The 14,550-nt window shown below is 38.4% G+C and carries 14 protein-coding genes; 11 read left to right on the forward strand and 3 right to left on the reverse strand.

The window, feature by feature from the left end; all coding sequences use genetic code 11:
* Positions 1 to 26: 26 nt before the first annotated feature.
* Positions 27 to 1,172, reverse strand: a complete 1,146-nt coding sequence (queA, locus tag FFO06_RS03225; protein ID WP_137906732.1) for a tRNA preQ1(34) S-adenosylmethionine ribosyltransferase-isomerase QueA — start codon at positions 1,170 to 1,172, stop codon at positions 27 to 29.
* A 157-nt stretch (positions 1,173 to 1,329) separates the two neighbouring features.
* Between queA and FFO06_RS03230 the strand changes: the two genes are divergently transcribed.
* A complete protein-coding gene (locus FFO06_RS03230; protein ID WP_137906733.1) occupies positions 1,330 to 1,722 on the forward strand; it encodes a hypothetical protein in 393 nt (130 codons plus the stop codon).
* 65 nt (positions 1,723 to 1,787) lie between these two features.
* Here FFO06_RS03230 and FFO06_RS03235 read toward each other — a convergent pair whose 3' ends face one another.
* On the reverse strand, positions 1,788 to 2,252 hold the full coding sequence (locus FFO06_RS03235; protein ID WP_137906734.1) for a YraN family protein: 465 nt from the start codon (positions 2,250 to 2,252) through the stop codon (positions 1,788 to 1,790).
* A gap of 14 nt (positions 2,253 to 2,266) precedes the next feature.
* Here FFO06_RS03235 and FFO06_RS03240 point away from each other — a divergent pair, with 14 nt between their 5' ends.
* The 3 genes from FFO06_RS03240 (at position 2,267) to FFO06_RS03250 (ending at position 5,698) form a co-directional block, all read left to right on the forward strand.
* The gene (locus FFO06_RS03240; protein WP_137906735.1) at positions 2,267 to 2,770 is read left to right on the forward strand and encodes a pentapeptide repeat-containing protein; all 504 of its coding nucleotides are present in this window, start codon (positions 2,267 to 2,269) and stop codon (positions 2,768 to 2,770) included.
* Positions 2,771 to 3,216: 446 nt separating this feature from the next.
* Entirely contained in the window at positions 3,217 to 4,119 is a 903-nt protein-coding gene (locus tag FFO06_RS03245; protein WP_236097057.1) for an ATP adenylyltransferase family protein, read from the forward strand.
* 220 nt (positions 4,120 to 4,339) lie between these two features.
* A complete protein-coding gene (locus FFO06_RS03250; RefSeq protein ID WP_190371165.1) occupies positions 4,340 to 5,698 on the forward strand; it encodes a cysteine desulfurase-like protein in 1,359 nt (452 codons plus the stop codon).
* A 324-nt stretch (positions 5,699 to 6,022) separates the two neighbouring features.
* On the opposite strand, the gene FFO06_RS03255 is transcribed toward FFO06_RS03250, so the two are convergent.
* Positions 6,023 to 8,305, reverse strand: a complete 2,283-nt coding sequence (locus FFO06_RS03255) for a RelA/SpoT family protein (RefSeq protein WP_137906736.1) — start codon at positions 8,303 to 8,305, stop codon at positions 6,023 to 6,025.
* 289 nt (positions 8,306 to 8,594) lie between these two features.
* On the opposite strand from FFO06_RS03255, the gene patD reads away from it, so the two are divergent.
* From patD to FFO06_RS03290, 7 genes are all read left to right on the forward strand, one after another.
* Entirely contained in the window at positions 8,595 to 8,942 is a 348-nt protein-coding gene (gene patD / locus FFO06_RS03260) for a heterocyst frequency control protein PatD (protein WP_137906737.1), read from the forward strand.
* Between the two features lie 199 nt (positions 8,943 to 9,141).
* Positions 9,142 to 10,389, forward strand: a complete 1,248-nt coding sequence (locus tag FFO06_RS03265; RefSeq protein WP_137906738.1) for a hypothetical protein — start codon at positions 9,142 to 9,144, stop codon at positions 10,387 to 10,389.
* Positions 10,390 to 10,563: 174 nt separating this feature from the next.
* Positions 10,564 to 10,899 (forward strand): thioredoxin, encoded by a 336-nt coding sequence (trxA, locus tag FFO06_RS03270; protein WP_028088821.1) that lies wholly within the window; start codon positions 10,564 to 10,566, stop codon positions 10,897 to 10,899.
* A 174-nt stretch (positions 10,900 to 11,073) separates the two neighbouring features.
* Complete coding sequence (locus FFO06_RS03275; RefSeq protein ID WP_028088820.1) at positions 11,074 to 11,739, forward strand: nitroreductase family protein; 666 nt, start codon at positions 11,074 to 11,076, stop codon at positions 11,737 to 11,739.
* A 639-nt stretch (positions 11,740 to 12,378) separates the two neighbouring features.
* Entirely contained in the window at positions 12,379 to 12,879 is a 501-nt protein-coding gene (locus tag FFO06_RS03280; protein ID WP_137906739.1) for a DUF2231 domain-containing protein, read from the forward strand.
* Positions 12,876 to 13,484 (forward strand): DUF2231 domain-containing protein, encoded by a 609-nt coding sequence (locus FFO06_RS03285; RefSeq protein WP_137906740.1) that lies wholly within the window; start codon positions 12,876 to 12,878, stop codon positions 13,482 to 13,484. Before FFO06_RS03280 ends, FFO06_RS03285 begins: the two co-directional genes overlap by 4 nt.
* A 95-nt stretch (positions 13,485 to 13,579) precedes the next feature.
* Positions 13,580 to 14,503 (forward strand): cytochrome c oxidase subunit II, encoded by a 924-nt coding sequence (locus tag FFO06_RS03290; protein WP_137906741.1) that lies wholly within the window; start codon positions 13,580 to 13,582, stop codon positions 14,501 to 14,503.
* Positions 14,504 to 14,550 lie beyond the last annotated feature (47 nt).

The raw sequence follows: 14,550 nt of genomic DNA on the forward strand, positions 1-14,550 counted from the left end.
ATCGCTTTTGGAAAACACATATTTAATTAATTTTCACCAGAGGTCTCATGTAATTTTATGCTTTTCTTTTTATCTGCTGGTAGGATCACCATGGCATCCCCAAAAGAATAAAAGCGGTATTCAGAGGCGATCGCTTCTTGGTAAATATCTAGTAACCTTTCTCTACCAATTAAAGCACTAACCAACATCAACAAACTAGAACGGGGTAAATGAAAATTGGTGATTAAACCCTCCACAACTTGCCACTTATAGCCAGGATAAATAAATAAGTTTGTTTTCCCCATAAATGGCTGTAAATCCCCCAATTGCGCCGCTCCTTCCAACGCTCTCACCACTGTTGTCCCCACCGCAATAATGCGTCCTCCCGCAGCTTGAGTAGCCCGAATTTGCTCAACGGTATCAGCAGAAACCTCTATCCATTCTTCGTGCATGGCGTGAGTAGTCACATCTTCTACTTCTACTGGGCGAAAAGTACCGACACCAACATGAAGAGTAATAAAGGCTTGATTAATGCCACAAACCCGCAATCTTTCTAGTAACTCCGGTGTAAAATGTAGTCCTGCTGTTGGCGCAGCGATCGCTCCTGCTTCCTGAGCATACACCGTTTGATACTGTTCATTAGCAGCGGTAGAGGCCGTGATATAAGGTGGGAGGGGAATTTCGCCAAATTTGCCTAATACCTGGACTAAAGGCACTGCTGGCGGCAAATCAAACTGCAATAATCGCCCCCCGGTTTGTGGATCTGATTCAACCACCGTCGCCCTTAATGTCTGTTGATTTTCCTCTCCTCCTGCTGTAAAAATAATTTCATTGCCTATCTTAAACCGCTTACCAGGTTTCACCAAAGCCAACCAGCAATTATGCTGTCGTTCTTCCAATAGTAACACCTCGACTTCCGCACCAGTAGACTTACATCCGTACAACCGAGCGGGAATCACTTTCGTATTATTCATTACCAGCAAATCACCCGGTTGCAGCAATTCCGGTAAATCACGGAAAATATGATGAGAAACTGGTATAGTATGAGGATTTTTAAGAGAATTTACAACCAATAACCTGGAACTATCTCTAGGAACAGCAGGGTTTTGAGCAATTAGTCCTGGTGGAAGTTCGTAGTCATAACTAGATAACGAACAATCTAAATTCACATCCTGTACTTCTAGACTAGACATTTTCTGCAATTTTGCTTATACTATTTGTTACTTGATTTTCATTAAGGGGAATTAATGGGTAAATCTCCCCATAGAAAAACGGGGGCTTTTACCCTACCGGGAACTGGGCTTGATTAGGGAAGATAGAGAGGTAAAATTAGCTTTGATCCTTCACACCATGAGCGAATACTTATATTACTTGGCCAATGCCAGTCTCACACTGAGAATCGTTCAACACCTCCACGCTAGAAAGGAAACCCTTATTTCCTTTGTTAGTATAATTCATCAAATTAATGGTTGGGTAGTCAGAATCAAATTTAAAGAAGTGCTTTCACCCCAGGAAGATGGTGATTTTCGGGCATTTTTGAATGAATTAGGCATTAACTACCAACCACCAATGAGAGTACAAATGGCACTGTGGAGTTTAGAAGCTGGACAAACCCCTGTAGACGTAATGGGTCGTTATCAAGTAGCAATTGTTTCCCATGGAAATCCTGAAAGAGAAGAAATTGAAGCATTTAGACAACAGTTTGTGCGTGGTTTAGGCTACTGTCCAGAAACACTGGCTTAAACAATTTAAAACTGAAAATTCAAAACTGTTTGTGTAGTATCACAGAATGGACAATAATTCTGATCTCATATTATTTGTTGGTCAAAAGCTGCCAGAATATATTCTTGCAGCTGAAAATCATATCCAGACACCGATAAACTAGCCAGAGAGACTTCTTCAATAACTGCCCTTTTTATCAGCTTTTTTGATGTAGGTTGATAATGAACAAGGGCTATATCAAAGCGACAATAATAATCAGCTTTTTCAGGATATTCACTTAAAAATATTTCCGCCGTTTGCCAGATTTTTGCTTGTTTTTCGGGAGTAATGGCGTTTTTACCCAATTCATCCCAATTACCGGAACTCCGGGTTTTAACTTCTATAAATGCCACCGTTGTGTCTTGATATTGGGCAATAATATCAATTTCTCCCCAGCGACACCAAAAGCGACGGTGTAAAATTTTCCAACCTGTAGATTGTAACCATTTGGCTACTAGGTCTTCACCTATGTTACCAATATCTGCATAATTAAATGGAGAAGAATTAGCCATTCAATAACAATACCATGAATAATACACATCAAAACTGGACAAGTATATTCAGTTTATTACTTTGGGTGATGATTTCCACCACCGCTTTCATCGCTATCGTCCCCCCTGCTGTAGCACTGGAATATAACAAAGAAATTCTCATCAGTGCTGATTTTTCTGGACGTGATTTAAGAGACTCTAGTTTTACTAAAGCCAATCTCCGCTACAGTAATTTTAGTAACTCCAATTTAACAGGTGTAAGTTTTTTTGCTGCTAATCTAGAATCAGCAAATTTACAAGCAGCTAACCTAACTAACGCTACATTAGATTCCGCCCGTCTGATAAAAACCAATTTAACAAACGCCATTTTAGAAGGCGCATTTGCCGCTAATGCTAAATTTGATGGTGCTATAATTGATGGTGCTGATTTTACAGATGTGCTACTGCGTCGAGATGAAAACAATAAATTATGTAAAGTAGCTAAAGGTACTAATCCTGTAACAGGTAGAGACACAAGAGATACTTTATATTGTCGGTAGAGAAGAACATACCCGACTGCTGATAATTGTGGGGTGGGCTTCTAGCCCGCCCTAGTCGCTTGCGACTGCTGATAATTGTGGGGTAGGCTTCTAGCCCGCCCTAGTCGCTTGCGACTGCTGATAATTGTGGGGTGGGCTTCTAGCCCGCGCTTGCGACTGCTGATAATTGTGGGGTAGGCTTCTAGCCCGCCCTAGTCGCTTGCGACTGCTGATAATTGTGGGGTAGGCTTCTAGCCCGCCCTAGTCGCTTGCGACTGCTGATAATTGTGGGGTAGACTTCTAGCCCCCCCTAGTCGCTTGCGACTGCTGATAATTGTGGGGTAGACTTCTAGCCCCCCCTAGTCGCTAATACCATTTGATACTGATTTGAGAATGAGAAAGCCCTGCTAAGGATAAAAGTATGTTAGTTTGGGAGATGTCAATTTGTATTATTAATTAGGTGAATTTTGGCAGATATTAATAATCAGGAAAAAATTCTACTTGTACCAGGTACTTTATGGACAAGTGTGAAGCAAACAACAGAACTGGCTTTAAATTCTGGGGCGTTAAAATCTCTACCCACGGAATTGGAAATTGTCGAACAAGATGGGATAAAATTTATGATCAGAATTTTAGCAAATCTCAACCGCAAACAAGCCGATAAAGAAAAACAAGAACAACAAATTGCTAGGACTGGTAAAAAGTTTAATCCTTTCTTACCCTACGAGCAAGATTTATTCGTCACGGATATCTCTCCTACTCATGTTTGTATTTTAAATAAGTTCAATGTTGTTGATAATCATTTGTTAATTATCACCCGCATTTTTGAACAACAAGAAACCTTACTCACCCTAGAAGATTTTACAGCAATGTGGGCTTGTTTAGGAGAATTTGAAGGTTTAGTATTTTACAATGGTGGTAAACTAGCTGGTGCGAGTCAACCACATAAACATTTACAAATTGTCCCTTTTTCAGAAACAGATATTCCTATTTCCCCACTTTTAAAAACTGCAAAATTAGAAAATAATATGGGAACTATCCGAGAATTTCCCTTTTTACACGCTTTTACTCATCTTCATAGCGGCGAAAGTCCAAAATTAACCTTAGAAAAATATCATACTTTACTGCGAAAGGTGGGAATTAAACCTCTAGAAAATAATTTACAATCAGGAGCATATAATCTTTTAATTACACGGAAATGGATGTTAATTGTGCCGCGAAAACAAGAAGAATTTGCAGAAATTTCCATAAATTCTCTAGGTTTTGCAGGTGCATTATTAGTCAAAAATCAACAACAAATGGAACTAATGAAAAACATCAACCCAATTAATATTTTAACCAATGTTGCTTTTCCCATAGAAAAAAATTAAATATTAGAGTAAAATATTAGAGTAAAATATTAGAGTAAAATATAAGCTAATATATAGCGATTCTAAATCAGACGTGAATACCTCTTTTTTCCTTCACCTCTGAGTCCTCCGTGTCCTAATAGGTTCGTTCAAAAAAAATCCATTCACAACCCACCAAGAATTGCTATACTCACATCTTGTAGCTTTACGCGGAACAAAAATCATAAAAAGGGGAAAAATTATGGAATCTCTAGATATAAAATGGATTCGTTCTCAGTTTCCCGCGCTGACACAAACAATCAACAAAAAGCCAGCAATTTTCTTTGATGGACCAGGAGGAACACAAGTTCCTGGTGGAGTTTTAGACGCAATTAGTGATTATTTAGTTAGATCAAATGCGAATGTTCATGGTACTTTTGCTACAAGTTTGCGAACAGATGCTTTAATTATTTCCGCCAGAGCAGCGATCGCTGACTTCTTAGGATGCGATAATGATGAAATAGTATTTGGCGCAAATATGACCACTCTCACCTTCTCTGTGAGTCGCGCTATTGGTAGAGAATTACAAGCTGGTGATGAAATTATCGTTACAGACTTAGATCATGCTGCGAATATTTCTCCTTGGTATGCTTTAGCAGAAAAAGGTGTAATTATTCGTGCTGTTGATATCAATACTTCTGATTGTACTTTAGATTGGCATGATTTAGAAAAAAAGATAAATTCCCGCACCAAATTAGTAGCAGTTACCTATGCTTCTAATGCCGTGGGGACAATTAATGATATTAGTAAAATAGTCAAAATAGCCCACAATGTCGGGGCTTTAGTATATGTTGATGCTGTCCATTACGCGCCCCATGGACTGATTAATGTTCATCATTTAGATTGTGATTTTCTAGCCTGTTCTGCTTACAAATTCTTCGCACCCCATGTAGGAATTGTCTACGGAAAAAGAGAACATTTAACCAGATTTTCCCCTTATAAAGTTAAACCAGCAACAGAAGAAATTCCCTCAAAATGGGAAACAGGAACTTTAAATCATGAAGGTTTAGCCGGGTTAATAGCAGCGATTAATTATTTAGCCAAATTAGGTTGTCATGTTTCCCCAAACTTAGATAATGAATTACTTTCCTCCTTAATAGAAGCCGACAGAGAAGGTTTAACTACCTTCCATTGTCCTCGATTTTTGACAGCACCAGAACAAAAAAATCATCAATTAGTATCAGCCTATCATAGTCGACGAGCAGCTTTAATAGCAGCAATGTCAGCCATTCAACAATATGAAAGAGAATTAAGTAAAAAGCTAATTTCAGGCTTATTAAAAATCCCTGGTTTACGCTTATATGGTATTACAGAACCCAGCCAATTTAAATGGCGCACACCAACAGTATCTATTCGCATAGCAGGAAAAACGCCCGCAACCATAGCCCAAATATTAGGAGAAAAGGGAATATTTGTTTGGTACGGAAATTTTTATGCAATTAACCTCACAGAAAAATTAGATGTAGAAACATCTGGTGGATTATTGCGGATAGGATTAGCCCATTATAACACAGTTGAAGAAATAGATCAACTATTACAAACCCTAAATGAAATTGTCTAAGTAGGTTGGCGTTAACAATTGTCGTTCAAGGGAACAGGGAACAGGGAACAGGTGACAGGGAAGAGGGAACAGGTAACAGGTAACAGGTAACAGGTAACAGGGGACAGGGAACAGGGAACAGGGAACAGGTGACAGGTGCTACGCCACGGGGACAGGTAAGAGGGAAGAGGGAAGAGGTTTTGAGCAACTTTACTTTTCGTTACTTATGTCGGTTTTTTCCGTTCACCTACTTAGTCTCATTAAGCCTTAATTAGTCCACGGAGGTGGACTTTGCTTGTGTAGTAGCGAATTCTATTCGCCCAATACCCTTTATTAATTTTTAATTCATCCACAGTCGTCAGCCTCACAGACACGACGTATATTAATAATGTCACTCATTTTTTTAAGTTGAACAAATAAACGTTCCAACTGAGGACAATCGCGCACATCAATTCCTAAATCAATTAAAGCCGGTTCTCCCAAAGAAGTTTTAACTTGAGCGTGACGGACATTGATACCCTGGTCGCTTAATCGAGATAGTACATCTTTTAATACTCCCACTCTATCCAATGCCTCAATTTGCATATTAATAGGATATGTATAAGGACGGCTTTGATTTTCTGTAACTGAGTTCCAACGCACTGGTACTAAACGTTCACACTCAACATGACCTAGATTATGACAGCCTTGGCGGTGTATAGAAATTCCTCTTCCCCTAGTCACAGCCCCCACAATTGGTTCCCCAGGAATGGGAGTACAACAACCAGCAATATGATAAACTAAACCCTCCACCCCAAGAATAGGGGAATCACTAGCACGGTATGTAGATAATGAATCCGTTTTTTCCTGGCGCGAAGTTTTTGCTGTTGATTCCTTGGCGAGAAATGGGATCATATCACTAACAGGTTGTTTACCTTTAACAACTTCCCGCCAACGGTTCAGCACTAAATTTAAAGTAACTTCCCCATAACCTAAACTAGCCAGTAAATCTTCTACACTGTGATAATTACACTTTTCCGCCACAGTCTGCATAGCCTCTGATTTGAGTAAGTTCTCAAAACCAGTTTTCCCCAATTCCTTTTCTAATAAATCCCGTCCCCTGGCGACATTTTCTTCTCGGCGCGATCGCTTATACCATTGTTTAATACGATACTTCGCCGTCGAAGTACCAACAAAATTTAACCAATCTAAACTGGGATGACAATTTTTTTGGGTAATAATGTCAACAATATCACCATTATGCAATCGCGTTGATAAGGGAACAATGCGCCCATTTACCCGCGCCCCTGCACAGTGGTTTCCGACTTCTGTATGAATGCGATAGGCAAAATCTATACTGGTAGAACCAGGAGTTAAAGGAATAACATCCCCCTTGGGAGTGAAGACATAAACCCCATCTTCAAAGAGATTATCTTTCACACTATCTAAGTATTCCTGAGCATCTTTTAAGTCACTTTGCCAATCTAGCAATTGGCGTAACCAAGTAAATTTTTCATCAGAACTTGTTAAGTTAGTATTCTCAGAACCACCCGTTTCTTTATACTTCCAATGAGCAGCAATTCCGTATTCCGCGATATGGTGCATTTCCAGAGTGCGAATTTGCACTTCTAAGGGTCGCCCTGTCAAACCAATTACCCCAGTATGTAGAGATTGATAATTGTTTGGTTTAGGCAGACCTATATAATCCTTAAATCTACCAGGGATGGGACGAAAAGTATCATGAACCACCGCTAAAGCTCGATAACATTCTTCATTAGTTTGGACAATAATTCGCAGCGCCGCCAAATCATAAATTTCATGAAATTCCTTTTGCTGCCGCCGCATTTTTTGATAAATGCTATAAAGGTGTTTAGGACGACCGCTAATTTCCAAACAATTAATACGCGCTTTCAGTAACCGACGGCGCAGAGTCTCCGTAGCTTTAAGTAACTTTTCTTCCCTATCCGTGCGTTTTTCAGCCACACATTGCTGAGTTTCTCGATAGGCCTCCGGTTCTAAATATTTGAATGCTAGGTCTTCTAATTCCCATTTAATTTGCCAAATTCCTAAACGATTCGCCAAAGGTGCGAAAATATCTCGTGTTTCCTGGGCGCTACGTTGACGACTAGATTCTGGCATATATTGAAGAGTCCGCATATTATGCAAACGGTCCGCCAGTTTGACCACAATTACCCGAATATCTTGCGCCATAGCCAGAAACATTCGCCGGAAATTTTCCGCTTGACTTTCGGTTTTGCTGGTAAAATTAATTTTCGACAGCTTAGTAACACCTTCTACCAATCGCCGCACCTCTGATCCAAAGCGTGCTTCTATGTCTTCACCTGTAACTTCTGTATCTTCAACTACATCATGAAGCAAGCCCGCTGCTATCATAACAGGACTACCACCTAATTCACGGAGTATTTCCGCCACAGCCACAGGGTGAGCAATATAAGGTTCTCCAGATTTTCGGGTTTGACCCCCATGTAATTCATAAGCAAACTGAAATGCTCGACAAATCAGAGCGTTACCGTTATACGTTCGGTCTTCTTCCTCCGTCAGTATGGGTGCTGGAGGTTCAATTAAACATCTGTTAAGCCAGTCTGGGAGAACGACATCAGTAGGAGGTTTGATAGCTATACTACTCATAAAATCAAAAAGGTAATTTGTGGATAGGTTGGAAGATAGTTAAAATTGACAGCACCGCCATAAAATAGATGCTGTTGCCTGGAGGCTTAGAGATAAGACGAGAGAGATGATGTCTTAATGGTTTTATCATCCATTACAAGTTGCTTTCAAATATAATCAGAAAAACCTATTGACGAGAAACCAAGCCCCAAAGTACAATTCAGGGCTGATGATTTTGAGCAAACAAAAAAGAAAGTTGAGTTGTATGAGAAAATTTTCTTGACATTAATATTATCCTAACTGGCAACAAATGTCTTTAAATTGTGATAAATATCAGGAATTGGCAACATTTATAGACGAGTTACGAACTCATATAACAGCCGATAAACTCAATACTAATCAATTACGGTTAAATTTCACCCATCTACAAACATTTTTTTTACAGCAAATTGTTCCCTTAGTTGATGACAATTCCCAGCAACTGTCCTATAAAACGGAAATAAGTAAACAGTTGCGACTCTTGGAAGTGGATATAATGTTTCTCCAAGGGGCAAGGCATTCAACAACGCTACAGGCTAGATTGAAAGCCATTGAAGAACGAATTAATACTTTACTTGGGTATTGTCAAGCTATTATCCAGCCATTGGCAGATAAGTAATCATAAACTAGAAATATACTGAAATTAAATGAATTTAACTTACTCACCAAAGATAGAACTAACTACTTAATAAGTATATAAAACTTAACAAAAAAAACTACTAAAGTCATAGGAAAATGGTAAATTAATTTCAGTAACACCCAGGATCAGGCTGTGTTTCTTGATAGTCCATCAACTTAAATAGATACAGGATAGTTATATGTTTAATAGAATACGTAGTCTTTTAAGCGGATTTTTCAATAATTCTCGCACAGTAAACAACGAACCACTAAATAAAGTGAGTTTGATAGTAATTATTTTAGTTGATATTTTCATTTTAATTAATGTCTTTACGGGTTTAAATGATATTAGTCAATGGTATCTTAGCCCGTCTCAGTCTTATCCATGCTATTCTGAATGGAACGATTATAAAGCAGATACTAAGACAAATAAAGATTATCAATTTCTGATCAGTGGATTACCTTATGGTAGCAATGAGCAAACAATTCAACAAAGATATCAAGATGCAGAAAACAGACATTTGGGTAAAGTTTCGCCAATATGTTTAAATTATGGAGAATTTAAAGATCAACTAAACAATCCTGAAAATCAGAAAATTATCAGCGGTATCAATCAGAAACAAAATAAGATTAATCAACTCCAACAGGCCAATAATACAATTCGTGAACAATACGATTCCACACTTTTAGAAAAAATTGCTGGTCAGCCTTCAGGTAATTCAATTAATCAAGTAAAAGCGGAAAAAGCTAAACAGGAATTAACGCAAAATAACCGCAATATTTCTGTATTAAAACAAGAAATTGCTAATCTACAAAATCAACTGCTGAACAAACCTGAGAGTATTAATTTCCTCTCTTTTGTCAAGGACGAAACTAAATTTAACCAAGTTGCAAAAGGTCATCAAGACGCATCATTTTGGTATTCTAGCATTCAATTTCTATTTCAGTCCATCTTCCTACTGCCCTTGATTTTGGTTGCATTATTGGTTAATAACTTGAGTCAACGCCAAGGATATGGATTAATAAGCCTCATAAGCTGGCATTTGCTAGTTATATTTCTCATTCCTCTAGTTCTAAAAATATTTGAATTTCTGCAAATTGGTGTCATATTTCAATATTTATCTAATCTCATTAATCGTCTGTTTGCAGGGTTAATCTTCCTCCTGCGTTACCTTTATATTTTGGTAATTCCTGTACTTGGTTTTGGGATCATTAAATTTTTCCAAACCGTTGTATTTAATACCAAAATTCAGGCCACTAAAAGAATTCAAGAATCAAGGTGTATTCGCTGTGCCAAAAAAATTCGTCCACGAGATAGTTACTGTCCCCACTGTGGTTATGATCAATATATTGAATGCCATAATTGCCATAATTTGACCTATAGAGGATTACCTTATTGTTATCATTGTGGCGCTGATCAAAATTCTAGTCCCGTAGAACAGAATTAAAAATCAAAAAGTATAATTCATCAATGTTGGGTTTAACTGTCGTTCAACCCAACCTACAGAGATAATAAAAAACTTAGCAAATTTAAACTTAGTAAATTTAAACTTAGCGACATATTTCCTCACCTATTTATTAGATATTATCGAATTACTAACTTAAATCTAAAGAGAGGATTTATGTCATCAATTACGAATGTAACAGAAGCCACATTTAAACAAGAAGTATTAGAAAACGAAACGCCCGTTTTAGTTGACTTTTGGGCCCCCTGGTGTGGTCCGTGTAAAATGTTATCTCCTGTAGTCGAAGAAGTAGCCACAGAATACGAAGGACAATTGAAAGTTGTTAAAGTCAATACAGATCAAAATCCCACTATTGCTAGTCATTACGGGATTCGTACCATTCCCACCTTGATGGTATTTAAAGGAGGAAGACAAATTAATACTGTTGTTGGTGCTGTTCCCAAAACCACTTTAGCTGCTACCTTAGATAAGTATATTACCAGAGAGAAGTAATTAAAAAAACAGGGATATTAGAGATAAAAACCTCGCATTTACTTTCTCGCGTCTCTGGGTCTGTGCGTGATCAAAAATACCCTGTAATTCCATCAACAAATAACGAACCACAGGTTAATTGAACAGCGGACAAAAAAGCGTTACCCTAAATAGGACAAAACAGAGGAGAATACCGTGAGTTCCAGCACCCAGACCCAAGCATTAGACGTACCTAGCGCCATAGTACAACGCCGTTCCATCAAAACCTTCAAACCAGATTCTATTTCCCCCGACTTACTCAAACAACTAGTAGAATTAACCGTAGCCGCACCCAGTAGTTTTAATGTTCAATCTTGGAGAATAGTATTAGTTCAAGAGGAAACGCAAAAACAAGCATTATGCGCGGCTTCCTGGAATCAAAAGCAAATTATCCAAGCGCCCGTTACCTTTGTTTTCGCTGCTGACACTGCTGCGGGAGAAAAGGACTTAACACCGATTTTAGAACAAGGGTTAGCCACAGGAGCCTGGAATGAGGGAACGGTGAATTATTTTAGAAATGCAATTCCCCAATTTCAAGCAGGGTTAGGAGACAAGCGCCGGGAATACGCCATTAAAGATGCCATGATAGCTGCTACAAACTTAGTCTTAGCCGCAGAAAGCCTGGGTTTATCTACCTGCTTTATGAATGGTTGGATTGAAGAACAGGTCAAAGCTATAATTGGTGCTGAGAATAACCCAGACATAGCCATTGCTGTTTTAGTACCGGTCGGTTATGCGGCCGAACCGCGTTTAAATCCCGGTCGTTTACCATTATCGGTTAATGTGTCTGTAGATAAGCTAGACAACCCCTATGAAGGTTAATTAGGGATTTGGGGGTTAGGTTGGGACAATTTTTGGCTAAATGAACCATATTTTTAGTTTCGCGCAAAGATGCGAGGGCGCACAGCATCATGAAGTTCATCTGTCCTCATCTGTCTTCATCTGTCTTTATCTGTCTTAATTATCTGTCCTCATCTGTCTTTATTATTTGTCTTCATCTGTCTTCATCTGTCTTTATCTGTCCTCATCTGCGGTTAATTATTCTGAAAATCTTATTCTATCTAGCTTTGTTTTAATTATACTTACTATAAAAACTATATATTTCGGTTGTTTAAATTACAAAGTGATAATTTTTTATTGTACATCAATAAACATAAAAATAGTTGGTTTTGATTTAAAAATATTGTAATACGGCAATGACTAAAATCTGTTGCTGGCTCTCTCATTAATTCTAGAAGTTTTACTTTTAGTTTTTCTGACAATTCACAAAAATTTACTTAACCCAAATATTGGGTTTAGTAAGTTCAATTTCTAACAGTGATTTAGTTTAGCTACATCCATAATTACTGTTGTTTGACATATTTTCCCTATTTTTCAGGGGAGTAAATGACTGAACTCGCAGCAAATTTATCATATTTATGTTTGGCTGGATAGAGTAGTAAATAAGTCTAGGAGATTGTAATGCTGGATTTTTTCACTTCATTGAATGAGCATAATTTACCATATCCAGATCCTTTACATCCTATCGTGGTTCACTTTGTAATTGCGATGGTTCTATTTTCTGTTTTCTGTGATGTCGCTGGGTATTTAACTGGTAGAACTCGCTTGTTTGAAGTGAGTTGGTGGAATATGTGTATTGCTACAGTGGCGATTTTTGTAGCGATTATTTTTGGTCAATTTGAGGCGGGTTTAGCTAAACCTTATGAACTGGCTAAATCAGTTTTAAATGTTCATACTCTTATTGGTTGGTCACTTTCTGGAATCATTACGGCCATTACAGCTTGGCGTTATGTTTTGCGGAGTCAAAACCCGAATAAACTGCCTTTTCATTATCTAGCTGTGGGCATTTTATTAACATTAATTGTCGGTTTTCAAGTGTATCTTGGTGATGAACTTGTATGGGTGTATGGCTTACATACTGTACCTGTTGTGGACGCGGTCAAGGATGGAATATTGCCATGAATTCAGAATTATTAGATCAAATTAGTCATCAAATGGGTGCAAATGGTTTACCTTATGCCATTCCTGTTCATCCTAATTTAGTACATCTAACATTAGGTTTATTCATCATTGCCATCATTTTTGATCTTTTGGGTGTATTCTTCCCTGTGGAAAAATGGCTATTCAGATTTTTGGGAATTAAAGTTGAGCGTTCTCAATTATTTGATGTGGGTTGGTATAACGTTTTTGCCGCTGCTGTAATTACATTCTTTACGGTTGGTGCGGGTTTTTATGAAATGTTATTGGCTGCCCCACCAGCAGATATTAAAAGTCCTTGGGGAATGTTAGCAATGCCCACAATGATGTGGCATGGTGTCGGTGGTGTATTGCTATTAGCAATGATTGTTGGTATGACTTTTTGGCGAGGTTGGCAACGTTATGTTATCGGCAAATATGAAGAGCGAGAAGTACAAATTTCTTATCTCGTTGTCGGTGTAATTATTATGTTGCTGATGTATGTTCACGGCACATTAGGAGCGCACTTAGCAGCAGATTTTGGTGTTCACAACACAGCCGATAAATTACTGCGAGCCGGACAAGACATTAATCAAATATTGGGTAAATAGGTAATGGGTAAATAGGTAATGGGTAATGGGTAATTGGTAATTGGTAATGGGTCATTAAAAACTAACTGACAACTAACAACTGACAACTGACTATTATGAAAATTCGGCAAATTCTCAACTTTTTGACCCTAGCTACTGGGGCAGTTGCCGTAACTTTTACTAGTCTATGGATTGGTAAACAGGCTTATTATTGGCTTCCTCCCCAAGGGGCTGCTGAATCTCATCTTATTGATGATTTATTTAGCTTTTTGGTAACATTAGGAGCTTTAATTTTCCTGGGAGTAACTGCTACTCTTCTCTATTCCATCACTTTTCATCGTGCCAGACCGACGGATTTTAGTGATGGTCCCCACATTGAAGGTAATATAACTTTGGAGGTAGTTTGGACGGCAATCCCGATTATGTTGGTATTATGGATTGCTGGTTATAGTTACCAAGTTTACGAACAAATGGGTATCCAGGGACCATCTCACCAGATACATCTACATAATCCCATGAAGATGGAGTCCGTTGCTGTTGTGGAAGATAAAGATCCAGCAGCCATAGTCGAAGATGTAGAACATATTGATGTATCGGCTAAACAATGGGCTTGGGTGTTTCATTATCCAGAACAGAACGTTACCAGTACAGAATTGCATTTACCCCAGGATAGTCGTGTCCGTCTTAATCTACATTCGGAAGATGTACTTCACGGCTTTTATATACCTGCTTTCCGTCTTAAACAAGACATTATTCCTGGTCATGATCTGGACTTTGAATTTACTCCTATTCGCCCCGGTGCTTATGATTTAACTGATTCCCAATATAGCGGTACATATTTTGCTACTATGCGGGCAAAAGTAATTGTGGAATCACCTAGTCAATATCAGCAGTGGTTAAGCAAAGCTGCAAGTCAAGAACTCACTCCAGCACCTAACCAAGCGGCTTCTGAATACGCTCAAAAACTCGAAAACGGGATTAATAGCGGTTGGAAAACTGTTAAACCCGCTACACCCCCTTTGGTCAATTTCTCTGGTTAACTAACCTTTTGCTTTTAGATTTGGTCATCAAAAATCTAAAAATTGGC

Source organism: Dolichospermum planctonicum, assembly GCF_005402965.1.
In the GTDB taxonomy this organism is placed as follows: domain Bacteria; phylum Cyanobacteriota; class Cyanobacteriia; order Cyanobacteriales; family Nostocaceae; genus Dolichospermum; species Dolichospermum planctonicum.